The organism is Nocardioides sp. SRI_004 (assembly GCF_057586415.1).
Window position 1 is genome coordinate 36,119 of the sequence record NZ_JBYCZV010000007.1, and the last position, 24,300, is coordinate 60,418.

The 24,300-nt window shown below is 72.4% G+C and carries 24 protein-coding genes and 1 tRNA gene; 14 read left to right on the plus strand and 11 right to left on the minus strand.

Going from position 1 to position 24,300, the window contains the following annotated elements; genetic code table 11:
• Nucleotides 1-7: 7 nt before the first annotated feature.
• Nucleotides 8-496: a winged helix-turn-helix transcriptional regulator gene (locus AC2YHB_RS11170; protein WP_179648777.1), complete on the plus strand. Its 489-nt coding sequence runs from the start codon at nucleotides 8-10 to the stop codon at nucleotides 494-496.
• 15 nt (nucleotides 497-511) lie between these two features.
• On the opposite strand, the gene AC2YHB_RS11175 is transcribed toward AC2YHB_RS11170, so the two are convergent.
• Nucleotides 512-1,408, minus strand: a complete 897-nt coding sequence (locus AC2YHB_RS11175) for a hypothetical protein (protein ID WP_487353912.1) — start codon at nucleotides 1,406-1,408, stop codon at nucleotides 512-514.
• A 246-nt stretch (nucleotides 1,409-1,654) separates the two neighbouring features.
• Between AC2YHB_RS11175 and AC2YHB_RS11180 the strand changes: the two genes are divergently transcribed.
• Nucleotides 1,655-2,374 (plus strand): GAF and ANTAR domain-containing protein, encoded by a 720-nt coding sequence (locus AC2YHB_RS11180; RefSeq protein WP_487353913.1) that lies wholly within the window; start codon nucleotides 1,655-1,657, stop codon nucleotides 2,372-2,374.
• Between the two features lie 153 nt (nucleotides 2,375-2,527).
• Here AC2YHB_RS11180 and AC2YHB_RS11185 read toward each other — a convergent pair whose 3' ends face one another.
• From AC2YHB_RS11185 to AC2YHB_RS11215, 7 genes are all read right to left on the minus strand, one after another.
• Complete coding sequence (locus AC2YHB_RS11185) at nucleotides 2,528-2,710, minus strand: hypothetical protein (protein WP_487353914.1); 183 nt, start codon at nucleotides 2,708-2,710, stop codon at nucleotides 2,528-2,530.
• 81 nt (nucleotides 2,711-2,791) lie between these two features.
• Nucleotides 2,792-3,760 carry an alkaline phosphatase family protein gene (locus AC2YHB_RS11190; protein ID WP_487353915.1) on the minus strand — a complete coding sequence of 323 codons (969 nt, stop codon included), beginning with the start codon at nucleotides 3,758-3,760 and terminating at the stop codon, nucleotides 2,792-2,794.
• 71 nt (nucleotides 3,761-3,831) lie between these two features.
• Nucleotides 3,832-6,126 (minus strand): catalase, encoded by a 2,295-nt coding sequence (locus AC2YHB_RS11195; RefSeq protein WP_487353916.1) that lies wholly within the window; start codon nucleotides 6,124-6,126, stop codon nucleotides 3,832-3,834.
• Between the two features lie 77 nt (nucleotides 6,127-6,203).
• On the minus strand, nucleotides 6,204-6,899 hold the full coding sequence (locus AC2YHB_RS11200; RefSeq protein WP_487353917.1) for a hypothetical protein: 696 nt from the start codon (nucleotides 6,897-6,899) through the stop codon (nucleotides 6,204-6,206).
• 28 nt (nucleotides 6,900-6,927) lie between these two features.
• Entirely contained in the window at nucleotides 6,928-7,695 is a 768-nt protein-coding gene (locus tag AC2YHB_RS11205) for a hypothetical protein (protein ID WP_487353918.1), read from the minus strand.
• Nucleotides 7,696-7,833: 138 nt separating this feature from the next.
• Nucleotides 7,834-8,619: an SDR family oxidoreductase gene (locus AC2YHB_RS11210; protein WP_487353919.1), complete on the minus strand. Its 786-nt coding sequence runs from the start codon at nucleotides 8,617-8,619 to the stop codon at nucleotides 7,834-7,836.
• Between the two features lie 43 nt (nucleotides 8,620-8,662).
• The gene (locus tag AC2YHB_RS11215; protein ID WP_487353920.1) at nucleotides 8,663-9,007 is read right to left on the minus strand and encodes a nuclear transport factor 2 family protein; all 345 of its coding nucleotides are present in this window, start codon (nucleotides 9,005-9,007) and stop codon (nucleotides 8,663-8,665) included.
• An 81-nt stretch (nucleotides 9,008-9,088) separates the two neighbouring features.
• On the opposite strand from AC2YHB_RS11215, the gene AC2YHB_RS11220 reads away from it, so the two are divergent.
• Nucleotides 9,089-9,898 (plus strand): MerR family transcriptional regulator, encoded by an 810-nt coding sequence (locus tag AC2YHB_RS11220; protein ID WP_487353921.1) that lies wholly within the window; start codon nucleotides 9,089-9,091, stop codon nucleotides 9,896-9,898.
• Between the two features lie 94 nt (nucleotides 9,899-9,992).
• Here the strand turns inward: AC2YHB_RS11220 and AC2YHB_RS11225 are convergent.
• Nucleotides 9,993-10,076, minus strand: a tRNA-Leu gene (locus AC2YHB_RS11225).
• Nucleotides 10,077-10,265: 189 nt separating this feature from the next.
• Here AC2YHB_RS11225 and AC2YHB_RS11230 point away from each other — a divergent pair.
• From AC2YHB_RS11230 to pknB, 7 genes are all read left to right on the plus strand, one after another.
• Nucleotides 10,266-11,003 carry an FHA domain-containing protein gene (locus AC2YHB_RS11230; RefSeq protein WP_036543773.1) on the plus strand — a complete coding sequence of 246 codons (738 nt, stop codon included), beginning with the start codon at nucleotides 10,266-10,268 and terminating at the stop codon, nucleotides 11,001-11,003.
• Nucleotides 10,996-11,463, plus strand: coding sequence for an FHA domain-containing protein FhaB/FipA (locus AC2YHB_RS11235; protein WP_036543774.1), 468 nt, complete (start codon nucleotides 10,996-10,998; stop codon nucleotides 11,461-11,463). The genes AC2YHB_RS11230 and AC2YHB_RS11235 overlap by 8 nt, the downstream gene beginning before the upstream one ends.
• Nucleotides 11,463-12,980, plus strand: coding sequence for a PP2C family protein-serine/threonine phosphatase (locus AC2YHB_RS11240; RefSeq protein ID WP_487353922.1), 1,518 nt, complete (start codon nucleotides 11,463-11,465; stop codon nucleotides 12,978-12,980). The genes AC2YHB_RS11235 and AC2YHB_RS11240 overlap by 1 nt, the downstream gene beginning before the upstream one ends.
• Nucleotides 12,980-14,362, plus strand: a complete 1,383-nt coding sequence (locus AC2YHB_RS11245; RefSeq protein ID WP_036543776.1) for an FtsW/RodA/SpoVE family cell cycle protein — start codon at nucleotides 12,980-12,982, stop codon at nucleotides 14,360-14,362. Before AC2YHB_RS11240 ends, AC2YHB_RS11245 begins: the two co-directional genes overlap by 1 nt.
• Nucleotides 14,363-14,510: 148 nt before the next feature.
• Nucleotides 14,511-16,022, plus strand: a complete 1,512-nt coding sequence (locus AC2YHB_RS11250) for a peptidoglycan D,D-transpeptidase FtsI family protein (protein WP_487353923.1) — start codon at nucleotides 14,511-14,513, stop codon at nucleotides 16,020-16,022.
• Entirely contained in the window at nucleotides 16,019-17,524 is a 1,506-nt protein-coding gene (locus tag AC2YHB_RS11255; RefSeq protein ID WP_487353924.1) for a protein kinase domain-containing protein, read from the plus strand. The genes AC2YHB_RS11250 and AC2YHB_RS11255 overlap by 4 nt, the downstream gene beginning before the upstream one ends.
• Nucleotides 17,521-19,479, plus strand: a complete 1,959-nt coding sequence (pknB, locus tag AC2YHB_RS11260) for a Stk1 family PASTA domain-containing Ser/Thr kinase (protein WP_487353925.1) — start codon at nucleotides 17,521-17,523, stop codon at nucleotides 19,477-19,479. Before AC2YHB_RS11255 ends, pknB begins: the two co-directional genes overlap by 4 nt.
• A gap of 31 nt (nucleotides 19,480-19,510) precedes the next feature.
• Here the strand turns inward: pknB and AC2YHB_RS11265 are convergent, their stop codons facing one another.
• Nucleotides 19,511-20,311 (minus strand): DUF881 domain-containing protein, encoded by an 801-nt coding sequence (locus AC2YHB_RS11265; protein ID WP_051932064.1) that lies wholly within the window; start codon nucleotides 20,309-20,311, stop codon nucleotides 19,511-19,513.
• A gap of 92 nt (nucleotides 20,312-20,403) precedes the next feature.
• Between AC2YHB_RS11265 and AC2YHB_RS11270 the strand changes: the two genes are divergently transcribed.
• From AC2YHB_RS11270 to AC2YHB_RS11285, 4 genes are all read left to right on the plus strand, one after another.
• On the plus strand, nucleotides 20,404-20,910 hold the full coding sequence (locus tag AC2YHB_RS11270) for a cell division protein CrgA (protein WP_036543780.1): 507 nt from the start codon (nucleotides 20,404-20,406) through the stop codon (nucleotides 20,908-20,910).
• A gap of 75 nt (nucleotides 20,911-20,985) precedes the next feature.
• Nucleotides 20,986-21,996 carry an NAD(P)-dependent oxidoreductase gene (locus AC2YHB_RS11275; RefSeq protein ID WP_487353926.1) on the plus strand — a complete coding sequence of 337 codons (1,011 nt, stop codon included), beginning with the start codon at nucleotides 20,986-20,988 and terminating at the stop codon, nucleotides 21,994-21,996.
• Nucleotides 21,983-23,035, plus strand: coding sequence for a D-alanine--D-alanine ligase family protein (locus AC2YHB_RS11280; RefSeq protein ID WP_487353927.1), 1,053 nt, complete (start codon nucleotides 21,983-21,985; stop codon nucleotides 23,033-23,035). Before AC2YHB_RS11275 ends, AC2YHB_RS11280 begins: the two co-directional genes overlap by 14 nt.
• A complete protein-coding gene (locus AC2YHB_RS11285; RefSeq protein WP_487353928.1) occupies nucleotides 23,032-23,280 on the plus strand; it encodes a M15 family metallopeptidase in 249 nt (82 codons plus the stop codon). The genes AC2YHB_RS11280 and AC2YHB_RS11285 overlap by 4 nt, the downstream gene beginning before the upstream one ends.
• Nucleotides 23,281-23,362: 82 nt before the next feature.
• Here AC2YHB_RS11285 and AC2YHB_RS11290 read toward each other — a convergent pair whose 3' ends face one another.
• Entirely contained in the window at nucleotides 23,363-24,283 is a 921-nt protein-coding gene (locus tag AC2YHB_RS11290) for a rhomboid family intramembrane serine protease (RefSeq protein WP_487353929.1), read from the minus strand.
• Nucleotides 24,284-24,300 lie beyond the last annotated feature (17 nt).

Sequence of the window (24,300 nt, forward strand, 5' to 3'; positions counted from 1 at the left end):
AGCACGCATGCCGCTGCGCTCGGACTGGTCGACGGAGTACTGCCCGATCCGCCGCTCCCTCGACGTCCTCGGCGACCCGTGGGTGCTGCTGATCGTGCGCGACGTGCTGCACGGCAACGGGCGCTTCGACCAGCTGCACCGCAACCTCGGCATCTCCGAGGCGGTCCTCTCCCGGCGGCTGCGCACCATGCGCGAGGCCGGGCTCCTCGCCACCGTCGACTACGAGCGCGACGGCCGGGTGCGCCAGCGGTACGTCGCCACCGAGGCCGCCGCCGACCTGCTCCCGCTGCTGCACCACCTCGCCATCTGGGGCGAGAGACACACGGTCGAGCCCGAGGGCGGCGCCCACATGGCGCTGGTGCACCAGGCGTGCGGCGAGGAGACCACCGACGGCGAGCGGTGCTCCGCGTGCGGCGAGCAGCTGCGGCCCGAGGACATGACCTGGGTCAAGCCGTGGCTGGGGTCCGAGCACCAGCTGCGGGCCGCGGGCGCCTGAGCCTCACCCGCAGGCTCAGACGCGTCCGACCCGGGCCGCCACCACGCACGCATCGCCGCCGGCCGTCCGGTGGTCCTGCATCAGTCGAGCGCAGAGGAACGCGGGGTGCTCGGGCGAGCCTTCCGGCGCCCGGGCCGGCCCGGCCGGGCCGATGCCCGCGGTGTGGACCACCACGGAGAGCTCTCGGCTCCACCGGACGGTGACCTCGTCCGCGCGGCGGCCCGGAGACCTGCTGCCCACACCGACGACGCCGGCGCGGGTCGGCGGTGCCGTCCGGACGCCATCGGCGACCACGCTGACGTCGATGTCCCCGATCGACGCCGCGCGCGCCGTCCCCCCGACCACGTCGAGCTCGACCGCGGCGGCTGCCGCCCCCGGGGTCCCGGACAGCACGCCGTGCAGCACTCGCAGGGTCGTGTTCGGCCCGGCGACGACGGGAACGCTCAGTGCACGCTCGAGGAGCTGCGGCGCCTGTGCCGCCGAGCCGCCGACGGCGCAGACCAGGATGCCGACGCCGGTGGGCCCGCGCCACGCCCTCCAGCCGTGCGCGCCCCCGCCGTCCCCGGTCGCCACCAGGCCGGTGACGTAGGCAGTCGCGTCGTCCGGCGACGCCGGGAAGCGGTCCCAGGACGGCGAATCACCACCGACCACACCGTCCCGGCGGGCGAAGGACACCGCCTCCACCCCGGGGCCGCCGACCGTCCCGAGGTCGCGCACACTCACGTAGCCACCGGCGCCGGAGGCCAGCAGGCGGGTCGCCATCCCGGTCACCGCCTCCGCGAGGTCGCTGAGGTCGGGAGCGTCGAGACGAGCGCCGTCGCCCACCTGACGGGCGGAGCGTCGTACCTGCTCCAGGTCCTTGTGCTCCGAGACCGGTATCAGACGACCTGGGACGACGAAGTTCAGTGCCATGTGGAATCCACCCCGAGAGGAGGTCGCGACCGAGGATCCCGGTGCGTTCCACCTGGGAACGCAGCCGCGGTTCATCGACCTGGGGTGACCCGCACTGTTTGAGCCGCTCCCGACTATGTCACTGATCCGGAGCGAGGGCCACCCCGAGGCTGCCGGATCGCATGCGATGATTCACGCGACTCGAGAAGCGGGTCGTCACGGCGGGCGCAGAAGGGTGCACCGCAGCGAGGTGGAGGTTCGGTTCCGATGACCAGCTCGGTTTCCCTGGACCAGGCCGCGGCCGCCCTCCGGCAGCTCGCCGAGCTCGTGTACCAGGGCGAGTCGTACTCCGGCATCTACGAGGAGATCTGCAGGATCGCGCTCCAGGTCGTCCCCGGTTGCGACCATGCGTGCATCACCACGATCAGCGCCGGTCGGTCCCCGCGGCTCGAGGCGACCACGGACGAGGTCGCGGCGCTGATCGACCGCACGGAGTGGGAGGTCCGCGAGGGTCCGTGCGTCGACGCGATCCTGACCGACCGCTTCGACTGCGACTCGGACATCACCAAGGACCCCACCTGGCCGCGCCTCGCCGAACGCGTCCTGGCCCTCACCCCCGTCCGCGGGATGGTCGGCTACCGCATCACGGCAGGGCCGCAGAAGGTGGGCGCGCTCAACCTCTTCTCCGATTCCCCGGACGCCCTGAGCATGGAGGGCGCGGAGGTCGGCGCGATCCTCGCCTCGTTCGCCTCGGTCGCCATCACCGCCGCTCGCGAGAAGTCCGGAGCCGAGAACCTCCTCGCAGGCCTGATCAACAACCGGGAGATCGGCAAGGCCATCGGCGTCCTGATGGTGACGGAGGGCATCACCGACGACGAGGCGTTCGAGAGGCTGCGGACCGCCTCGAACCACCTCAACGTGCGACTCGCCGAGATCGCGCGGCGCGTCGTCGCCGACACCGACCCGGGTGCGCCTGACCTCGCCTGACGCCGGGTACGCCCTCGCGAAGCGGGTACGGCGCGAGCAGTCACACCGAGACCCGCATGCGGACTGACGGTGGCGAGGCCCCTTCCGGTCCAGCAAACGGCCGGTGGGGGCCGTCCGTCATCAGGTGGCTCGGCCCGGACCACCGCCCGCGCGTCACGGCTGGAAGACCACCTTCACCACGCCCTCCTCCTTCTTCTGGAAGCGGCGGTAGGCGTCCGGCGCCTCCGCGAGCGGGAGGTGGTGCGTCGCGAACGCGTCGATGGCGGTGGACAGCGCGGCGAGCCGGTCGACGCCGGCCTTCTTGATCAGCGGCTCGGCGAGCGCGTCCGGCATCATCCCGGTGAACTTCTGCAGGAAGGCCGCGCCCGGCGAACCGTGCGCCTCATCCCGACGGCGTCGATGACGGCGTGCGGGCCGTCAGATGCCGAAGGCGGCGCGCAGGTCCGGCGCGCCGTCGGCCTCCCCCAGCGGTCGGACTCCGAGGACCTCGGCCATGAAGCGGGTCAGCGAGTAGTGGTTGAGCGGGGTGTCGACGACCTCGTGGGACAGGCCCACGTGGAGCACCGCGGTGAGGACGCGGTTGTCCCGGCTGCGGTCGTCCTCGTCGGCGGTGATGACGACGGCGAGCCGCCCCGTCCTGAAGTCAGCGCTGTCCAGCACCGGTCCGAGCTGCTGCCGGAGCCAGCGGTCCGCGGCGGCGAGCGAGCCGTCGTGCGCGTCGTGGGTCAGGTCCGGGATGAGGAGCCCGACGTTCGGGAGCCTGTCGTGGGCGGCGTCGTCGGCGAAGGTGCTCAGGTCGACGTCGTGCTCGGCGCACTGGTCGCGCTCGTCGGCGAAGTAGACCCACGGGTTGTGCCGGACGGCGTACGTCGGGGTCGAGACGGCCTTGTCGGGGTGGTCCCAGACGTGGCAGGTCCCGGGCATCGACTCCGCGTAGGTGCGGGCCGTCCTGCCGGCCGCGAGGGCCTGGCCGAAGATCGACTGCGCGTGGCCCACCTTGGCCGCGTTGGCTTCGGGCGCCCGGTCGTCGACGACGCCGTACATCGATCCCCCGACGATGGCGAGATAGTTCGGTTCGCTGGGGTGGGTCAGCGCGGACCAGTGGGTCGCGTAGCCGTACTGGTCGGCCAACGAGGCGGCGTACGGCATGCCGGCCCGCATCTGGTCGAGAGTGTGGTTCTCCTCGATCACGACGAGCACCTTCGACAGCGGCTCGAGCCCCGCCGACGAGGCCCCGGGCGACGAGGCCCCGGTCGACGAGGCCGGCGCGGACCCGGCGCCGGGGCCGGGTCCGGCCGGGCTGCAGCCCGCGAGGAGGAGCGCGCCGACGAGCACCAGCGCAGGCGCTGGGTGTCGGGGGAACCTCACCATGGTCGTCGCCCTCACCGGTCGAGTGTCGGGCTCCCGAACCTACTCCGGTCCCGCCCCCGGGGCGCGCGATCCGTCGCGGAGCGGTCTCACGGCGTCGGCGACACGAACCGCTCCCACGCCCGGTGGCTGCCGAGCAGTCCCTCGACCTCGGCGAGGACCCCGGTCGGCGAGCTGCCCGGGACGATCCCGGGCGCGTCGACGGGGAGGCCGGCCGCGGCGAGCGCCTCGGCGCCGGCACCCCAGACGCCGATCGTCTTGGCGTGGCGGTAGCACTCCTCGAGCATCAGCCGGACCCTCGGGTCAAGCGGCTCGCCGGGGTCGTCGGCCTTGGCGTCGCGCACCGGGATCGCGTCGGGCGCGGGAGCGGGGCAGCCGGCCACGAGCAGGGCGTCGAACTCGACGGAGCGAGCGCCGCCGAAGGTGCGCTGGACGACGGTGCCGTCGGACAGCTTGCCGCCGTGCGGTCCGATGACGAGCGCGACCATGCCGTGGTCGGCGATGGTCTCGACCAGTGCGTCGACCCCGTCGAGGTCACCCTCGTCGCCGACGACGACGCCGAGCACCCGGCCGTCCGTGGGCCACTCCCGGCCCAACTGCGAGAGGGCCGGGCTCGGCTGGGGCTCCGCCAGCGGGCCGGGCGCCTCCGGAGCCGGCAGGCCCAGTCCGGCGGCCACCTCGGCGCACAGCTCGGGGTCGACCTGCGCGAGCGCCAGCAGCTGCCGCTCGCGGATGGCGTGCTCGTAGCAGCGCGAGAGCTCGAAGGTGTAGGCGAGGATGATGTGCTGCTTCTCGACCGGCGTCATGCTCAGCCAGAACAGGCGGGCCTGGCTGAAGTGGTCGGCGAACGAGACCGGGACGTCGCGCTCCTTGACCGACTCGGCGACACGCACCGGTACGTCGACGAACGCCCCGTCCCGCGCGCCGGAGGCGTGGAAGGGACAGCCGCCGTCGAGCGAGTTGGGCCGGTACGGCGCCACGCCCGCGTGCACCGCGTGCTGGTGGAAGCCGTCGCGGAGCATGTCGTTGACCGGCGCGTGCGGGCGGTTGACCGGGATCTGGTTGAAGTTGGGTCCGCCCAGGCGGGTGAGCTGCGTGTCGACGTACGAGAACAGGCGGGTCTGCAGCAGCGGGTCGTTGGTGACGTCGATCCCCGGCACCAGGTTGCCGACGTGGAAGGCGACCTGCTCGGTCTCGGCGAAGAAGTTGGTCGGGTTGCCGGTCAGGGTCAGCAGGCCGACCGGCTGCACCGGCGCGAGCTCCTCCGGGACCAGCTTCGTCGGGTCGAGCAGGTCGATGCCCTGGAAGGTCTCGTCGTCGGTGTCCTCGAAGACTTGGAGGCCGAGCTCCCACTGCGGGTAGGCGCCGGACTCGATGGCGTCGGCGAGGTCGCGTCGGTGGAAGTCGGGGTCGATGCCTCCGGTCAGCTGCGCCTCCTCCCAGGTCAGGGAGTGCACGCCGAGGCGGGGCTTCCAGTGGAACTTCACGAGCGCGGTCTCGCCCTGCGCGTTGACCGTGCGGAAGGTGTGGACGCCGAAGCCCTCCATCGTCCGGTAGGAGCGCGGGATCCCGCGGTCGGACATGTTCCAGATCGTGTGGTGCTGGGCCTCGGTGTGGAGCGACACGAAGTCCCAGAAGGTGTCGTGGGCGCTCTGCGCCTGCGGGATCTCGCGGTCGGGGTGCGGCTTCCCGGCGTGGATGACGTCGGGGAACTTGATCCCGTCCTGGATGAAGAAGACCGGGATGTTGTTGCCGACCAGGTCGAAGGTGCCCTCGTCGGTGTAGAACTTCGTCGCGAAGCCGCGGGTGTCGCGCACGGTGTCCGCGGACCCGCGCGAGCCGAGCACGGTCGAGAAGCGCACGAAGACCGGCGTCTCCTTCCCCCGCGCGAGGAAGCCCGCCCGGCAGATTGGCTTGGCGTTGCCGTAGCCGACGAAGACGCCGTGGGCGCCCGCACCGCGTGCGTGCACGACGCGCTCCGGGATCCGCTCGTGGTCGAAGTGGGTGATCTTCTCCCGCAGGTGGTGGTCCTGCAGCAGCGTCGGTCCGCGGTCACCTGCCTTGAGCGAGTGGTCGGTGTCGCGCAGCCGGGCGCCGGTGGAGGTGGTGAGGAAGCGCCCCTGCTGGGCGACGTCGTCGCGCGTCGCGAGGGTCTCCGCCCCCGTCGCCGTACGACGGTCCGGCCCGCTCTGGTCCGGCTTGGGCGGCAGCGGCTCGACCGGCTTCGTCGGCTCGGCCACCTTCGGCGGCTTCGGCGCTGGGGACCCCGGTGCCCGGGACGCCTCCCGGTCCGCGACCCTCGCCAGCGCGGCCTCCGCCGCCTCCGTGACGGCGCTGCGGACCGCCTTCCTGATCACGCGCACTGCCTTGCCGCTGTCCACCATGGGGGCTCCCTCGTCCGACCGTGAAGGCCGGGCCGTACCCGGGGGACGCGGGTTGATCCGGGGCGCAGCTGATCAGCTCACCTCGCGGCGGCGTACCGCTCCCACTGGGCGTCCACGACCGCGCCGAGCAACGCGAGCGCCTCCTCGTCCTCACCGATGCTCCCGGCCCGGAACGCGAGCACCTGCTGACCGTCGCGGACCAGGACCGTGTGCTCGTCCAGCGGGAAGGGCTCGGTGTCCATCGAGTCGGTCGCCGTCGTCGAGAAGGCGACCACCTGGTCACCGATGGCGGGGCCCTCCTCCCGCGCGACCTCGTGCACCGGGTACTCGCGGACCCGGGTCTCGACGTACCCGTCCGCGCAGGCCTCGACTGCGGCGGCGACCTGGTCGAGCACCTCCTCCGCATCGCCTGCCGGGTAGGTCAGCAGCTGCACGTGCACCCACGCGCCCAGCGGCTTGACGTCGACCTGCACCCGTGCGGAGCGGGTCGGCTCGGGGTCGAGGTCGACGATCGCCGACAGCGGCTGGCACTCCTCGCGGTCCGCCTCGCGGTCGTCGGCGAACCCCGGCAGGTCCTCCGGCCCGACCTCGGCCTGCTCGACCGTCGACCCGACGGGCAGGAGCGCCTCGCTGATCTCGTCCCGCGTCAGGACCCCGGCCGGATCGGCACTGGGGCCGTCGCCGTCGTCGCCGCAGGCGCTCACGCCCAGCGTGGCGACCGCGACGAGCGCGAGGAGGGTACGACGCAGCAGGGGTCCCGGACTCGAAGGCACGGTGGGTCATCGTGCCGCATGCGGACCCTCAGGCCAGCACGGCGTCGAGGTCGCGCACCAGACCGAAGCCGGCGAGGACGGGGACCAGCAGGAAGACGAGCCGAAGCACCCAGCGGAGCACGGGACTGGCCAGGATCGGCTCCAGCAGCGTCCGGCGCGCCGGCAGCAACGCCGCGACGACGGCCGCGAGAGCGGCGATCGCCACGATCAGCGCCGGGTGCAGCAGGATCAATGCAGGCAACCAACGCGGCCAGCCGTCGACCCTGTGGTCGACGAGCTCGACGGCGGCCGCGACGACCAGCCCGGACACGAAGGGCACCGCGAGGAAGAGCGCGACTGCCAGCTCGGGGTCGAGGGCGTTGAAGTCGATGCCCTCGTCATCGACCACCGCCGTACCGCCGAGCAGCATCGCCGTCAGCGCCACGCCGAAGCGCTGCAGCCAGGTGGGTCCGACCAGGAACGGCGCCACGGCGACGTACGCCGCCGCGCCCACACACCCCAGGAGGACGCCGAACCCGATCAGGTTGTAGACGCCGAACAGGGTCACCCGCCCGATCTCGAACCCGTCGTCGGAGGTCAGCCCGACGGCGTCCGGCGACGCGAGGCGCAGCAGCAGCATCGCGATCCTGAGCAACAGCCCGATCACCACGCCGCCCAGCAGCCCGCCGACCAGGACGACGCGCAGTGTGCGCACCAGCTCGGCACGGTACGACGGCGCTCCGGCCGGCCGGCCGGGGACGGGACGCCCGGCGACGCGGCTCCCGGAACCCGCGTGCCCGGTGGTAGCAGCGCGCATGACTCGAGCGTAGGAACCCACGATGTCGCCCGTCCACCGGCGCATGCGCTGGCCCCGGGTGGACCCGCCATCCGACCGCTCAGCCCCAGCCCCGGCCACCGGGTCCTGAGTTGTCGGGACGACGGCATCCCGATCAGCTCACACGGTCGGGACCGTCCCGCCGTCGGTCACGTACTCGGCACCGACGATGGCCGAGGCGCGGTCCGAGACCAGGAAGCCGACCAGGTCGGCGATCTCCTCGGTGCTGGCGAACCTGCCCAGCGGGATCCCGCCGAGGGAGTCGAAGATGCTCTGCTTGGCCTCGTCGGGCGTCATCCCGGTGCCACGGGCGATGCCGTCCACGAAGGTCTCGTAGGCCTCCGTCTGGATCCCACCCGGGCTGATCGTGTTGACCCGCACGCCGCGCGGCGCCAGCTCGTTCGCGAGGCCCTTGCTGTAGGTCCGCAGCGCCCCCTTGGCCGACGCGTAGGGCAGCGTCGCCTCGTGGAGCGGCATGTCGCGCTGGATGGACCCGAAGTGCAGGACGACCCCTCCGCCGGACTCGAGCATGGCGGGGAGGAGCGCCCGGTCGAGCCGCACCGCCCCGAGGAGGTTGAGGTTCAGCTCGGTGAGCCACTGCTCCTCCGTGGCGGCCGCGAAGCCGCCCGGTGGTGTCGTCGAGCCGCCGACCACGTGGACCAGGATGTCCAGCGCGCCGTGCTCGGCGATGCGGGCGGCCACCGTGTCCACGCCCTGGGGCGTCGAGGTGTCCGCCTCGATGAAGCGGTCGGCGCGGTCGTAGCCCTCGGGCATGGTCCGCGCCGTCGTCCAGACGTCGGCGCCCATCGCCCGCAGTCGGTCGACGACGGCCCGTCCGGAACCCTTCGAGCCGCCGGTGACCAGCGCCCTGCGACCGTCGAGGCGGTCGCGATCCTCATGTGCCATGTCTTCTCCTCGTCGTGGTGGGGTGTCGGTTCGGGGGGACGGCTCAGCCGACGACGATGTCGAGTCGCTCGATGCGCTCACCGAGCACGAACCGGTAGTCCAGGTCCGCCGTCCCGCCGGGGAAGTCGCCCTCGAGGTGGTGGCCGACCACCCAGGTCTCGCCGTCGCGCCGTACGCCGGTGATCTCGGTGGTGAAGGTGAACTCGGCCCCCGCCTCGGTGACGAAGCGCCGCAGGGCGTCCTCGCCGCTGAAGGACTCGCCGACGTCGGAGATCACGGCGGCGGGCGTCAGCAGGGCCAGGGCGGCGTCGGCGTCGCGCGCCTCCTGGGCGGCCAGGTAGGCACGGATCGTGGTGGGTAGCTGCTCGGTGTTGGTGGTGGTGTCCATGCACTCGAGCCTGGGCACTCGGGTCCCGCGAGAGTCAAGGGTTGGAGTCTCCCCCGGGGGGGGAGGGTCCAGACTTCAACCATGTTGGCCATCGGTGAGTTCTCGCGGGTCACGCACCTCAGCATCCGCACGCTGCGGCGCTACCACGAGGCAGGGCTGCTGGAGCCAGAGCTGGTGGACGCGTCCAGCGGCTACCGCTACTACACGGCCGACCAGATCCCGACGGCGCAGGTCATCCACCGGCTGCGGGAGCTCGACGTGCCCCTCGCCGACGTCCGGCGCATCCTGCGCTCCCCCGACCCCGGTCAGCGAGCGGCGCTGGTCGCCGAACACCTCGCGCGCCTGGAGTCCGAGCTGGCGCGCACCCGCGTGGCGGTCAGCTCGTTGCGGAGGCTGCTCGCGCCCGAGCCCGCGCCGTTGCAGGTCGAGCTGCGCGCGGAGCCCGCCGTGACGGTCGCCGCGGTCGAGGACGAGGTGGGCGCGGGCGACGTCGCCGCCTGGTTCGCCGGGGCGATGGCCGAGCTGGACGCGGTGCTCGGTCCGCCTGCCGGCGGCGAGCCGGCCGGCGGTCTCTACGACAACGAGCTCTTCGAGCAGGGGCGCGGGCACCTGCTGCTCTACCGGCCCACTCCGGAGCCGCACAGCCGCGGGCGCGTCCGCCCGGTCCGGCTGCCCGCCGTCGAGCTCGCGGTCACCGTCCACGAGGGCGAGCACGACGGCGTCGACGTGACCTACGGGCAGCTCGGCTCCTGGGTGGTCGGCAACGCGCTGACCGTGGCCGGCCCGGTGCGCGAGCGCTATCTCGTCGGTCCGCGGGACACCGAGGACAGCGCCGCATGGCGGACCGAGATCGGGTGGCCGGTCTTCCGCGTGACCGAGGACCTGCACTGACCGCTCGCGCCGAGGCACCCGGCTCCCGGCGCCACGCCGCAGGGCCTGGAAACGACGAAGCCCCGGGTCCGAGGACCCGGGGCTTCGTCACACGTGCGCGAGGGGGGAGTTGAACCCCCACGTCCTTTCGGACACACGGACCTGAACCGTGCGCGTCTGCCTATTCCGCCACTCGCGCGTCACTGTCTTTCGACAGCCGGGCAAGGCTATCCCAGCCTCGCCCCATCGCCCAAAACCGGGGGGTGGCGGACGAGGTCCCGGGGCTTCGAGGCCGCCACCGATACGATCGAGTGACCCGTGTCCGGACAGGCCCGACGGGCAATGACGCAGACGACGGACGACCGACCGGCGAGAGGAGGGCAGGCACGTGGGGGGACTGCAGCGATTCGAGCAGCGGCTGGAGCAGGCGATCTCCGGCGTGTTCGCCCGGACCTTCCGCAGCGCCGTGCAGCCCGTCGAGATCGCGGCCGCGCTCCAGCGCGAGCTGGACAACAAGGCGCAGGTGCTGTCGCGGCAGCGGCGGCTGGTGCCCAACAGCTTCGTGGTCGAGCTGTCCCCCGGCGACCTGGAGCGGCTGGCGCCGTACGACTCGACGCTGGCGACCGAGCTCACCGAGCAGCTGACCGAGCACGCCGAGCTGCAGTCCTACGTCTTCCCCGGGCCGATCCGGATCACCTTCGAGGCGGCCGACGACCTCACCACCGGCCGGTTCCGGGTGCGCAGCCAGGCCGAGGCGGCGGTGACCGGGCACTCGCGGCGCAGCAGCAGCCAGCGCACCCGCGCGGTCCTCGAGGTCAACGGCACGCAGCACCCGCTGCAGGCGCCGGGCCTCGTGGTCGGGCGCGGCAGCGAGGCCGACATCCGGATCAACGACCCCGGCGTCAGCCGGCGGCACGCCGAGTTCCTCATCACCACCCAGACCGGCACCGGCGCCGCTCCCGGCGACGGACCGGTCCATGTCGAGGTGCACGACATGGGCTCGACCAACGGCATCCGCGTCGACGGGCAGAAGGTCGCGCGGTCGACCCTGCGCGACGGCTCCCGGGTCCAGGTCGGCCACACGTCCCTCGTCCTCCGGCTCCTCGAGGAGGCCTCCGATGTCTGAGCTGACCCTGTTCCTGGTGCGGATCGCGTACCTCGCGATCCTCTGGATCTTCGTGCTGTCGGCCATCTCGGTCATCCGCTCGGACATGTTCGGCGCCCGCGTGCCCACGCCGGCCGCGCCCGGCAAGCAGCCGCGCGCCCCCAAGCCGCCGCCGGCGCCGCGTCGCGGCCAGCCCACCCACGTCGCGGTGGTGCAGGGCGTCAACACCGGCATCACGGCCGACCTCGCCAACGCGCCGGTCCTGATCGGACGCGGCAACGACGCGGCCATCCGGCTCGACGACGACTACGTGTCGACCCGGCACGCGCGGATCGTGTCGTCCGGCGGCCAGTGGTACGTCGAGGACCTCGGCTCCACCAACGGCACCTACCTCGGCAGCCAGCGGATCACGCAGCCCGTCCCGATCGGGCTCGGCTCGCAGGTCCGGATCGGAAAGACCATCGTGGAGCTGAGGAAGTGATGGCCCCTACCCCCGACGAGGACGTCCCGCTCGAGGACTCCCCCCTCGACAGCACCGCGCCCGACACCGTCGAGAACCCCGAGGCGCCCGAGCGGCCCACGCCCGACCCGACCGCCGAGGTCCCGGAGGTCTTCCAGCAGGACACCGTCGACGCACCGGCCAAGGCGCCCAAGGCGCCGCTCAGCCTCGACTTCTACGCCGTCTCCGACGTGGGCCGGGTCCGCAAGGACAACCAGGACTCGGGGTACGCCGGCCCGTGGCTGCTCTCCGTCTGCGACGGCGTCGGCGGCGCGGCCCGCGGTGACATCGCCTCCGGCACGGCCGTCAACGAGCTGCGCCAGCTCGACGAGCCGCCGGGCAGCGCCGACGTCCTCGACCGGGTCAGCGACGGCATCCACGAGGCCCACGTCGCGATCGGCAACCAGGTCGACCAGGACCCCTCCCTCAACGGCACGAGCACGACGGCCACGGTCGCCCTCTTCGACGGCACCCGGCTGGCGCTCGGCCACGTGGGTGACTCCCGTGCCTACCTGCTCCGCGACGGCGAGCTCTCCCAGCTGACCAACGACCACACCTTCGTCCAGAGCCTCATCGACGAGGGCCGGATCACGGCCGAGGAGGCGCGGGTCCACCCCCACCGCAACCTCATCCTCAAGGCGCTGGACGGCCTGCACGACGTCGAGCCCGACCTGTTCGCGCTCGAGCTCGTCGCGGGCGACCGCCTCTTCCTGTGCAGCGACGGCGCGTGCGGCGTGCTCGACGACCCGCGGATCACCGAGATCCTCGCCGACGGCTCGCCGGAGTTCAGCGCGATCGAGATGGTCCGCGCCAGCCTCGACGCCGGCAGCTCCGACAACGTCACCTGCGTCGTGGCCGACGTCGCCGAGGCCGTCCCGGACGCCGTCCCCCACGAGCCGATGATCGTCGGCGCCGCGGCCGACCTGCGCCAGCGTCGCCCCCGCGCGCTCTTCCGCGGCCACCGCTCCGGTGACACGGGCGAGCTCGAGCCGGTCGCGGCGGAGATCCCGGAGGGCATCGACTACGCCATCCGGGCCGACCCGCCGGCCGACCCCGAGGCGATGCGCTACGCCCCCCAGGCGCCGCCGCGCTTCATCTGGCCGCGCCGCCTGCTGGGGCTCGCCGTGCTGATGGGCCTGGTGTGGGTGGTGCTCGGCACGGCGTACTGGTGGAGCCAGCGGCAGTACTACGTCGGCGAGGACGACGGCAAGGTCGTCATCTACCGCGGCGTCGAGGTCCCGGGGCTGTCCTCGGTCCACGAGGTCTCCGACATCTCCGTCGACGACCTGCCCGACGGCCTGGCCTCGAGCGTCGAGGACGGCATCCCCGCCGACGACTACGACGCCGCCCGCGACAAGGTCCAGCAGATCGCCGGCGAGGTCGACCGGGCCGAGGAACCGGCCGACGAGTCGCCCGAGCCGTCCACGACCCCCGACCCGACGTCGCCCGCCACGCCGGACCCCACCGGCGACGCCAGCGACTTCGCCCCGGTGGAGTGATGGCCACCAACTCCGCCCTGATGGGCTTCGTCCACCGCCGCCGGCGGGGCGCGGAGCTCTTCCTCCTCGTCCTCGCGCTCGTCGTCGGCATCGGTGCCTACGCCGCCGTCGGGCTCGGCGTCGACGGCGAGGTCCCCACCAACCTGATCGGGTACGGCGGCTGGCTGACCGTGCTCACGGTCGCCGCCCACGTCGCGGTGCGGATCGTCGCGCCCTACGCCGACCCGGTGCTGCTCCCCGTCGTCGCCGCCCTCAACGGGCTGGGCCTGGCGATCATCCACCGCCTCGACCTCGCCAAGGACACGGGCCTGGCCAGCCAGCAGCTGACCTGGATGACGCTGGGCGTCGTCCTCTTCGTCGGCACCCTCGTGGTGCTGCCCGACCACCGGCTGCTCGCCCGCTTCACCTACACCTCGGGCCTCGCGGCCATCGTGCTGCTGATCCTGCCGATGCTTCCCGGCATCGGGCGCACCATCAACGGCGCGAAGATCTGGATCGCGCTCGGCCCGTTCAGCTTCCAGCCGGGCGAGATCGCGAAGGTGCTGCTGGTCGTCACCTTCGCCGGCTACCTCGTCGTCCACCGCGACGCGCTGGCCCTCGCCGGGCGCCGGGTGGTCTTCATCGACCTGCCACGCGGTCGCGACCTCGGCCCGATCCTGATGATGTGGGTCGTCAGCCTCGGCATCCTCGTGCTGCAGCGCGACCTCGGGTCCAGCCTGCTGTTCTTCGGGCTCTTCCTCGTCATGCTCTACGTCGCGACGGAGCGACCGGGCTGGCTGGTCGTCGGCGGCCTGCTCTTCTTCGGCGGCGCCACGGTCGCGTTCCGGATCTTCTCCCACGTCCAGGCCCGGGTGGACATCTGGCTCGACCCGTTCGCCGACCCCGACGGCAGCGGCTACCAGCTCGTCCAGGCGCTCTACGGCTTCGCGTGGGGCGGCATGGTCGGGCGCGGGCTCGGCGAGGGCATGCCCGAGCGGGTCCCGTACGCCGAGTCCGACTTCATCCTCGCCGCCATCGGCGAGGAGCTCGGCCTGACCGCGGTGATGGCGGTCCTGCTGCTCTACGGCCTCGTCGTCGAGCGGGCCCTCCGCGCCGCGCTGATCTCGCGCGACGGCTTCGGCAAGCTCGTCGCCACCGGCCTCGGCGCGGTCTTCGCGCTGCAGATCTTCGTGGTCATCGGCGGCGTGACGCGGCTGATCCCGCTGACCGGCCTGACCACGCCCTTCCTGTCGTACGGCGGCTCGTCGCTGGTCGCCAACTGGGTGATCATCGCGATCCTGCTGCGCATCTCCGACCAGGCCCGGCGCCCGCTGCCCGACCTCACGGAGACCGAGGACGAGGACGAGCAGGCCACGCAGATCGTGAAGGTGGTGCCGTCGTGAGTGAGCACGTGCACCGGGCACAGGGGTCTCGTGACGGTCGCTGCGCGACCTCCTCGACCACCGGGACGACCGGTCGCTGCGCGACCTCCTCGACCACCGGGACGACCGGTCGCTGCGCGACCTCCTCGACCACCGGGGAGGGCCTGCGATGAACAAGCCGATCCGCGCCGTCTCGATCTTCTGCATGTTCCTCTTCCTCGCCCTGATGGCGAATGTGACCTATCTGCAGTTCTGGCGGTCCGAGGAGCTCAACAAGGACCCCCGCAACGCCCGGGTCGCGGCGGCGGCGTTCAGCCGCGAGCGTGGCCTGATCCAGGTCGGCGAGGACCCGATCGCCCGCAGCGTGCCGGTCGACGACCAGTACAAGTACCTCCGGGTCTACCCGGGCAAGGAGCTCTACGCGCCGGTCACCGGCTACCTCCAGCTCGGCAGCCAGACCGGCCTCGAGCGCAGCCAGAACGAGGTGCTCTCCGGTGAGGACCCACGACTGTTCGTCAACCGCCTCGTCGACCTCCTCAAGGGCGACACCAACCAGGGCGGCAACGTCTCGCTGACCCTCGACCCGAAGGCGCAGCGGGCCGCCTACCGCGCGCTGCGCGACACCGTCGGCCCCGACGGCGAGGGCTCCGTGGTCGCGATCCAGCCGAAGACGGGCCGGATCCTCGCGATGGTGTCCTTCCCGTCGTACGACCCGAACGAGCTGGCCTCCCACAGCCGCGACGTGCGGGAGAAGGCCTACGACCGGCTCGACGCCAACGAGCACCAGCCGCTGCTCAACCGGGCCATCCAGACCCGGCTCTTCCCGGGCTCGACCTTCAAGGTGGTCACCGCCGCGGCGGCGATCGAGGAGGGCCTCTACAACCAGGACGACCAGGTGCCCTCCGGCGCGACCTGGCAGGCGCCGGGAACCAGCGGCTCGCAGAACGTCATCGACAACGAGGGCCGCACCGGCTGCAGCCCGGCGGAGATCTCGTTCGCGGCCGCGATGGAGAACTCCTGCAACACCGCCTTCGCGAAGATGGCGGTCAAGGTCGGCCCGAAGAAGCTGCGCGAGACGGCCGAGGCGTTCGGGTTCAACAGCGACTACCTCGAGGACCTCGGGCCCCAGGCCCGGTCGGTCTTCCCGAAGGAGGTCGTCGACACCATCGACGGCGAGCCGCAGGACCCGCGCGAGCTCAACGACGCCGAGACCGCACGCTCCGGCTTCGGGCAGTTCTCCGTGCAGGCGACGCCGCTGCAGATGGCGATGGTCGTCTCCGCGATCGCCAACCGCGGCGGCCTGATGCGCCCCTACCTGGTCGACCAGATCCAGACCGCGAGCTTCGACGTGCTGGAGACGACCGAGCCGGAGAAGCTCCGCGACGCGATCTCGCCGCAGACCGCCGCCCAGCTCACCGACCTGCTCGTCTCGACCGTGGACGACGGCACCGCGTCCCCGGCCGCGATCGACGGCGTGAAGGTGGCCGGCAAGACCGGCACCGCCCAGCGCGGCGTCGAGGGCAAGGCGCCGTACGGCTGGTTCGTGTCCTTCGCGCCGGCCGAGAACGCCGAGGTCGCCGTGGCGGTCATGATCCAGGAGGCACCGGGGAAGGAGATCGCGGGCGGGCAGCTCGGCGGTCCGATCGCGAAGGCAGTCATGGAAGCGGTGTTGAACAAGTGAGCGAGCAGAGCCAGTACGCCGACCGGGCCGGTCGCTACCACCTGGACTCCGTGATCGCCACGGGCGGGATGGGCGTCGTCTGGCGCGGCACCGACACCCGCCTCAACCGGCCGGTCGCGGTCAAGGTCCTCAAGGCCGAGTACGCCGACGACCCGATGTTCCAGACCCGCTTCGAGGGCGAGGCCCGCAGCGCCGCGGCGCTGCACCACCCGGGGATCGCCGGCGTCTACGACTACGGCGCCGACGACACCGGCACCCTGCCGCCGTACCTCGTCATGGAGCTGGTCGACGGCCAGCCGCTCTCGGCGCTCCTCGCGAGCGCGCGCTCCAACGGTCGCGTGATCGACACCGCCGTCGTGCAGGACCTGATCGCCCAGGCCGCCGAAGCGCTCGGCGTGGCGCACCGCGCCGGCATCGTGCACCGCGACGTGAAGCCCGCCAACCTGCTCGTGACCCCCGACCGCAAGGTGAAGATCACCGACTTCGGCATCGCCCGCGCCGCCGACTCGGCGGCGCTGACCCGCACCGGCTCGGTGATGGGCACCCCGCAGTACCTCAGCCCGGAGCAGGCGCGCGGCAACCCGTCGACGCCCGCCTCCGACGTCTACTCGCTCGGCGTGGTCGCCTACGAGTGCCTGACCGGACGCCGGCCGTTCGAGGCCGAGACCCCGGTCGCGACGGCGCTCGCGCACCTCCAGCAGCCCGTCCCGACCCTGCCCGCCAGCGTGCCCGCCGACCTGGCCGCCGTCGTCACGCGCGCCCTCGCCAAGGACCCGGCCGAGCGCTTCGCCGACGGCTCGGCCTTCGCCGCAGCGGTCCGCAACCCGTCCAGCGCCAGCGCCGTGCCGCCGCCGACCCCCGCCGAGGGGGCGACGCGGGTCCTGCCGCCCGTCACCGGGGTGGTCCCGGCGCCGGTCCCCGACCCGTCGGCGCCGATGCGCCGGCTCGACTCGCCGGCGGCGTACGCGGGCGACGACGAGAAGCAGAAGACCGGTACGTCGCCGTGGCCGGCCGCGATCGCGGTGATCCTGCTCGTCATCGCGGCGGTCGTGGTCGCGATCCTGCTGCTGGGCGGCGGTGACGACGAGCCGACCGCCGACGACACGACGTCCGAGGCGTCCACGGAGACGACGCCGACTGAGGAGACCTCGAGCGAGAGCACCGTCGTCGAGTTCGACGCCGACGACTATGTCTGCTCGGCCGACTACCGCACGGCGCAGCAGGACCTGAGCGACCTCGAGCTGCAGGTCTCCGTCGAGCGCTTCGCGACGCCCAACGACGGCTCGTGCCCCGAGGACACGGTCGCCGAGTTCTCCCGCTCGGGCACCCTCAACAAGGGCGACTCCGTCGTCATCTACTACTGGGGTCCGGTGGAGCAGACCGAGCCGACCGAGCCGACCGAGCCCACCACGCCGACCGAGCCGACGACGCCGACCGAGCCCACGGACTCGCCGACGACCGCACCGACCGACCCGCTCAGCGACCTGGGAGCCGACGGATGAGCACCCCACCCAACGACGGCAACAACGGCTCGGGGCCGGTGGTCGGCGGCCGCTACCAGCTCGGCGAGCTGCTGGGCCGCGGCGGCATGGCCGAGGTCCGCAAGGGCACCGACACCCGCCTGGGCCGGGTCGTCGCGGTCAAGCGGCTGCGCACCGACCTGGCCAGCGACCCGACCTTCCAGGCCCGGTTCCGCCGCGAGGCCCAGTCCTCGGCCTCGCTCAACCACCCCGCCATCGTGTCGGTCTACGACACCGGTGAGGAGCGGGCGGTCCAGCCCGACGGCAGCGACGAGGTCGTCCCCTACATCGTGATGGAGTACGTCGCCGGGCGCACCCTGCGCGACATCCTGCGCGAGGGCCGCAAGATCCTCCCCGAGCGGGCGCTGGAGATCACCAGCGGCGTCCTGTCGGCCCTCGACTACAGCCACCGCGCCGGGATCATCCACCGCGACATCAAGCCCGGCAACGTGATGCTCACGCCGTCGGGCGACGTGAAGGTGATGGACTTCGGCATCGCCCGGGCGATGAGCGATGCCCAGTCGTCGATGACCCAGACCGCGGCCGTCGTGGGCACCGCGCAGTACCTCTCCCCGGAGCAGGCGCGCGGCGAGACGGTCGACTCTCGCTCCGACGTCTACTCGGCGGGCTGCCTGCTCTACGAGCTGCTGACCGGGCGCCCGCCGTTCGTCGGCGACTCCCCGGTGGCGGTCGCCTACCAGCACGTGCGGGAGCCCGCCGTACCGCCGTCGCGGCACGAGGACGACCTCACCCCCGAGATCGACGCGATCGTGATGAAGTCGCTGGCGAAGCGGGTCGAGGACCGCTACCAGTCGGCCGCCCAGATGCGCGCCGACATCGAGCGCTATCTCGCCGGCCGCCCGGTCCAGGCCGTCGTCAGCGAGCCGGCCACCGGGCCCACGGCCGTGGCCGCGCCGGTGCCGGTGCCGCACGACCCCGGTCCCGAGACCGCGGTCCGGCAGCCGCTCCCCCCGGCCCGCGACGACCGTCGCAGCAAGGTCGGCCTGTGGGTGCTGCTCGGCGTCCTCCTGCTCGCCCTCTTCGGCACGGCGTACGCCGTGTGGCCCAAGCTCTTCGACGACACCCCCACCGAGATCCGCGTCCCCGACGTCGTCACCAAGCAGGTCGACAAGGCGCGCAGCGAGATCGGCGAGGCCGGCCTCGAGAGCGACCACAGCGCGGTGGCGTGCAGCGACGACTTCGACGCCGGGGTGGTCCTGAAGCAGGAGCCGGAGGGCGGCGACTACATCGCGCCCACCGGGACCGTCTACCTCACCATCTCCAGCGGGCCGTGCGACTTCGCGATGCCGACGGTCACCGGCTCGAAGCGCGCCGTCGCGCTCAAGACGCTGACCGACGCGGGCATCCCGCGGGAGAACATCCGCTTCGAGGACTGCGACGCCGACGACCCCAAGGGCACCGTCGTCGAGCAGACCCCGATCCCCAGCACGATGGTCGGCAGCGACACCGACGTCACGCTCTGCGTGTCCGACGGCCCGAGCAAGGTCCCGAACGTCGTCGGCAAGACGCAGGCCCAGGCCGAGAAACTGATTCGCGACGCCGGCTTCAACCCGGTCGTCCGCGACGCCGACGCGTCCGACGACAGCCAGAAGAAGGGCCGGATCACCGAGCAGATCCCGGCGGCCGGCGAGACCCGCAACCAGGGCGACGACGTGGTGATCTTCGTGTCGGTCTACGTGAAGCCGACCGAGCCGGTCGACACCGACGGCGACGGGCTCTCCGACACCGACGAGGCGGCGGCGGGCACCGACCCGAGCAACCCGGACAGCGACGCCGACGGGATCAGCGACGGTCAGGAGGTCGCCGACGGCACCGACCCGCTCAACCCGCTCGACCCGGGCCCGGGCGGCGGACCCGGGGGCGGCACGGAGCGGCCGCTCGGGGGACTGCCCAGTCCCTTGCGGGCCGGTCGCTGAGGGGCCGGTCGCTGAGGGCCCCTTCTGGGCGTCAGTTCCTGAGCGGGCGGGCGTACTGCAGGTCGAGCAGGCCGTCGTACGCCGGCGCCTTGACCCGCTCCTCGGCCTCCATCGACCAGCCGATGCCGATCTGGGAGTTGGCCGCGTCGGTGCGGTAGCCGCTCACCAGGCCGTCGGCGTCGATGGCCTCGAGCAGCCCGGACTGGTCGCCGACGGCCTCGATCACGAACGGCTGGGAGTAGGGGACGCCCTGCAGCTGGACGACCGGGCCACGGCACTTGATGCCGGTGGTGGAGATGACCCGCTGGCCGGCGATGGTCACCGCGCTGGCGCCGCCGGCCCACAGCGCGTTGACCACTGCCTGGATGTCCTGCTGGTGGACGACGAACCGGTTGAGCTTGAGCCGGTCCTCGGGGTCGGCCTGCTTGTTGAACTCGATGGCCTCGTCAACGAGCTCGTCGGGGGCGTCCTGCATGGTGATCCGCAGACCCTGGCCCTCCCGCGGGGTGAGCCCCGCCGGGTCGCGCAGCTCGGCGGCCTCGGCCCGCGCCAGGTTGACGCCGCGGTCGCTGACCCGGGCACCGAGCTGGTCGACCTCGTCGGTGAGCTCGTTGAGCCGGTCCTCGACGCCCTGGTAGTCGTTGGCCTCGGCCTCCACCAGACCGGCCATGTCGGTGTACCGTCCGGGGCGGAGATCGGTGCCGTCGCTGTTCGCCGCCGACACGGCGAGCAGGCTGCCGCTCAGCAGCGCGACAACCGGTGTCCCGACCCGCCAGGCCAGCGACCGGCTGGTCCGGTGGCCCGGCGGAGCGCCCGCGTGCGTACCCGTCATACTGACAGTGTCCACCCGGACCCCTGACCGCATCGCCCCGCCCCGGCAGCACAGCCGGGCAGACTGACCGAAAATGATCGAGGAGCCCTGACGTGGCCAAGCTGCCCCGCCTGTCGAAGAACAACGACGGCGACATCTTCGCTGACCCCGACCGCGGTCCGGTGATGAGCATCCGCTTCGCGATCGCGCTGGTGCTGATCCTCGGGGGCATCGGCTGGATCCTCTACTACTACTTCGGCATCCGGCCCACCGACGGCTTCGGCAGCCTCAACTCCGAGGGCAAGCCCAACCAGCCCGGCGGCCCGTCGTTCTTCGCCGACCTCGAGGGCAAGAACTACCTGATCGGCTTCATCGCGCTCTTCCTCGGCCTGGCGATCTCCGCGCACCCGAAGACCCCGCTCGGCCGCGGCCGCGGCGTCGTGGTCGGGATGCTCGGCTGCTTCCTGATCGGCCTGGTCTGGATCTGCATCTTCTACATCTTCCTCACGGGCAACGACCCGAAGGACATCCCGATCTTCAACGACCTGGGCCAGAAGAACCTCTTCGTCGGCATCGCGTTCATGGCGGTCGGCTTCACCTTCGCCACCCGCTGGGAGTGAGCGGCGCGCGCATATCGCGCGCGTATCGGAAAACGCATACGGGCCGGCAACGTCGTCCTGCCTTGACTGGGGCCCATGCGTTCCAGCCCCGCAGCAGACCAGCGCGCCGTCTCCCCGGCGCTCCCGACGACGATCACGGTCTACGGCTGTGACCCCGACGAGGCCGCCCTGTTCCGGGCGGCCTCGTCGCGTCTCGGCGTCCGCACCGCGATCAGCGCGCTGCCGGTCATGGAGGACACCGCCGAGCTCGCGCGCGGCAGCAGGTGCGTCAGCGTCGGGCACCGGTACGACGTCTCCCGCACCACGCTGCGGGCGCTGCGCCGCGCGGGCGTCGAGCACCTCTCGACCCGCAGCATCGGCGACGACCACATCGACCGTGCGTACGCCGCCCGCCTCGGCATCGAGGTCGCGACCGTCCGCTACTCCCCCGACAGCGTCGCGGACTTCACCCTGATGCTGGTGCTGATGGCCCTGCGGCACGCGAAGTCGATGGTGCGGCGGGCCGACCTGCACGACTACCGCCTCGCCGACGAGCGCGGCCGGGAGCTGCGCGACCTCACGGTCGGCGTGGTCGGCACGGGCCGGATCGGCTCGGCCGTCGTCACGCGGTTGCGAGCCTTCGGTGCCCAGGTCCTCACCCACGACAAGCGCTCGGGCGCCGGCCACGTGCCGCTCGACGAGCTGCTCCGCCGCAGCGACGTCGTCACCCTCCACACGCCGCTGGACCGCGACTCCCGCCACCTGCTGGACGCGGGCCGGATCGCCCGGATGAGGCCGGGCGCGGTCCTCGTCAACACCGGGCGCGGTGCGCTGGTCGACACGGCCGCCCTGGTCGCGGCGCTCGAGGACGGCCGCTTGGCCGCGGCAGCGCTCGACGTCGTCGAGGGCGAGCGCGGGATCTTCTACGCCGACCACGGCAGCGGCCCGCTCGACCACCCAGCCCTCGCGCGCCTGCAGGAGATGCCGAACGTGGTGATCAGCCCGCACACCGCCTTCCACACCGACCACGCGCTCGCCGACACGGTCGAGCAGACCCTCGCGACCTGCCTCGACTTCGAGCGGAGGAGCAGCCGTGGCCGGGCGTGAGGACCGGCTCGCGGTCGGGGTCCTGTTCGGTGGCATCGGCGAGGAGCACGACGTCTCCGTGAAGTCGGCCCGGGAGGTCGCCCGCAGCCTCGACCCGGACCGCTACCGGGTGCACTGGGTCGGGATCACCCGCGCCGGGCGGTGGCGCCTGTGCGACGGGCCCGACGCCGATTGGACCGGCTCCGGCGGCCGGCCGGCGTTCGTGGCGCCCGACCGCGGGGTGCACGGGCTCGTCGTACCGTCCGGGGACGGGGTGCGGACCGTCCACCTCGACGTCGTGCTGCCGGTGCTGCACGGCCGGCTCGGTGAGGACGGGGCGGTGCAGGGCCTGCTCGAGCTCGCCGGCATCCCGTACGCCGGTTGCGACGTGCCCAGCTCGGCGGCCTGCATGGACAAGGCGCTCGCATACACGCTCGTGCGCACCGCGGGGATCGCCACCCCGGACTTCCGGGTCGTCCTCAGCGACGAGGAGCTCGACCCGGCCGAGCTCGGCTATCCCGTCTTCGTGAAGCCGGCGCGCTCCGGCTCCTCCTTCGGGGTCAGCAAGGTGACCGGCCCCGAGGAGCTCGCCGCGGCCCTCGCCACCGCCCGCGTGTACGACGCCAAGGAGCTCGTCGAGGGCGCCGTCGCCGGCAGCGAGATCGGCTGTGCGGTGCTGGGCGACGGCGCCGACCTGCTGGTGGGCGAGGTGGACCGGGTCGCCCTGTCCCACGGCTTCTTCCGGATCCACCAGGAGGCGACCCCCGAGACCGGCTCGGAGAACGCAACCTTCGTCGTCCCCGCGGACATCCCGGCCTCCGACCGGCGCCGCGTGCAGGAGGTCGCGGTCGCGGTCTACCGCGCGCTGGGGTGCTCCGGGCTGGCCCGGGTCGACCTGTTCCTCACGCCGGGTGGCGAGGTGCTGCTCAACGAGGTGAACACGATGCCCGGCCTGACGTCGTACAGCCGGTACCCGCGGATGATGGCGGCGGCGGGCCTGCCGCTGCCGGCGGTGCTCGACCGGCTGGTCGAGCTGACCCTGGCCCGGGCGGGGCGATGAGCGCCGACTTCGTGTACGTCGACGACCTCGTGCCCGGCGTCCGCTGGGACGCGAAGTACGCGACCTGGGACAACTTCACCGGCACGCCGGTCGACGGCTACCTCGCCAACCGGCCCATCGGCACCCGGGCGCTGTGTGCGGTGATGGAGGCGAGCGGCTTCGAGCGCTACGACTGCGAGTGGTGGCACTACACGCTGCGCGACGAGCCGTACCCGGACACGTACTTCGACTTCACGGTCGCCTGAGGCCTTCTCCACAGCTTTCTCCCCAGTTGGGGAGAACTACATCGGTGTCATTCATCCACACCGGTGGATAAAGCTGGGGATATCAGGCGAGCACCACCGTGCGGGCGAGGACCGCCAGCACGATCAGGAGGGCGAAGAGACCGAGCCCCACGGCCTGCAGCGTCGCGCGCCGACTGCGCGGGGCGAACACGATGAGCGCCGTGACGGCGGCGCCGCCGGCGAGCCCGCCGAAGTGGCCCTGCCAGGAGATGTTGGAGAGCGTGAAGGTCAGCGCGACGTTGATGCCGACCCAGATCAGCAGGTCCTGCAGGTTCGAGCCGATCTTCAGGCCGATCACGACCAGGGCGCCCATCAGGCCGAAGATCGCACCCGAGGCGCCGATCGTCGTCCCCTGCTCCGCCGCGAGCCAGTAGACGGCCGCGGATCCGGCGAGGCCGCCGAGGAAGTAGATCGCGAGGAAGCGCGCGCGCCCGACGACGCGCTCGAGCTGCGGTCCCAGCACCCACAGGGCGAGCATGTTGAAGCCGATGTGCCACGGCTCGACGTGGGTGAACATGCTGGTGACCAGCTGCCAGTAGGCGCCGTCGCTGACGCCGTCGACCCACCGCGCCGACGCGCCTGCGTTGCAGGTCGCCGCGTCCGTGATGAACGGGTAGTAGCTGTCGCCCTCGCGGCACGCGCCCCGCGGGCTCAGCGCGAACCAGTCGAAGAGGGCGCCGGAGTAGCGCCCGGTCGCGGTCACCAGGATCCACACCAGGACGTTGGTCGCGATGAGGACGATCGAGGTGAGCGCCGGGTTGCCGGAGGGCGTGCCGCCGTACGCCGCGGTCGGCTGGCGCACCGACTTCTGACCCTCGGCGACGCAGGAGGGGCACTGGAAGCCCACCGCCGCCTCGCGCATGCAGTCGGGGCAGATCGGCTTCTCGCAGCGCTGGCAGCGGATCCAGGTCTCGCGGTCGGGGTGCCGGTAGCAGGTCGGCACCCCGACCGGAGGGTTGGTCATGCGCGTTGTCTTCGATC

Coding starts and splice junctions, on each gene's coding strand:
- AC2YHB_RS11180 (WP_487353913.1), top strand. CDS start 1,655: ATGACCAGCTCGGTTTCCCTGGACCAGGCCGCGGCCGCCCTCCGGCAG.
- AC2YHB_RS11235 (WP_036543774.1), top strand. CDS start 10,996: ATGTCTGAGCTGACCCTGTTCCTGGTGCGGATCGCGTACCTCGCGATC.
- pknB (WP_487353925.1), top strand. CDS start 17,521: ATGAGCACCCCACCCAACGACGGCAACAACGGCTCGGGGCCGGTGGTC.
- AC2YHB_RS11290 (WP_487353929.1), bottom strand. CDS start 24,283: ATGACCAACCCTCCGGTCGGGGTGCCGACCTGCTACCGGCACCCCGAC.
- AC2YHB_RS11250 (WP_487353923.1), top strand. CDS start 14,511: ATGAACAAGCCGATCCGCGCCGTCTCGATCTTCTGCATGTTCCTCTTC.
- AC2YHB_RS11240 (WP_487353922.1), top strand. CDS start 11,463: ATGGCCCCTACCCCCGACGAGGACGTCCCGCTCGAGGACTCCCCCCTC.
- AC2YHB_RS11265 (WP_051932064.1), bottom strand. CDS start 20,311: ATGACGGGTACGCACGCGGGCGCTCCGCCGGGCCACCGGACCAGCCGG.
- AC2YHB_RS11170 (WP_179648777.1), top strand. CDS start 8: ATGCCGCTGCGCTCGGACTGGTCGACGGAGTACTGCCCGATCCGCCGC.
- AC2YHB_RS11205 (WP_487353918.1), bottom strand. CDS start 7,695: ATGCGCGCTGCTACCACCGGGCACGCGGGTTCCGGGAGCCGCGTCGCC.
- AC2YHB_RS11210 (WP_487353919.1), bottom strand. CDS start 8,619: ATGGCACATGAGGATCGCGACCGCCTCGACGGTCGCAGGGCGCTGGTC.
- AC2YHB_RS11220 (WP_487353921.1), top strand. CDS start 9,089: ATGTTGGCCATCGGTGAGTTCTCGCGGGTCACGCACCTCAGCATCCGC.
- AC2YHB_RS11185 (WP_487353914.1), bottom strand. CDS start 2,710: ATGATGCCGGACGCGCTCGCCGAGCCGCTGATCAAGAAGGCCGGCGTC.
- AC2YHB_RS11195 (WP_487353916.1), bottom strand. CDS start 6,126: ATGGTGGACAGCGGCAAGGCAGTGCGCGTGATCAGGAAGGCGGTCCGC.
- AC2YHB_RS11175 (WP_487353912.1), bottom strand. CDS start 1,408: ATGGCACTGAACTTCGTCGTCCCAGGTCGTCTGATACCGGTCTCGGAG.
- AC2YHB_RS11275 (WP_487353926.1), top strand. CDS start 20,986: ATGCGTTCCAGCCCCGCAGCAGACCAGCGCGCCGTCTCCCCGGCGCTC.
- AC2YHB_RS11215 (WP_487353920.1), bottom strand. CDS start 9,007: ATGGACACCACCACCAACACCGAGCAGCTACCCACCACGATCCGTGCC.
- AC2YHB_RS11285 (WP_487353928.1), top strand. CDS start 23,032: ATGAGCGCCGACTTCGTGTACGTCGACGACCTCGTGCCCGGCGTCCGC.
- AC2YHB_RS11245 (WP_036543776.1), top strand. CDS start 12,980: ATGGCCACCAACTCCGCCCTGATGGGCTTCGTCCACCGCCGCCGGCGG.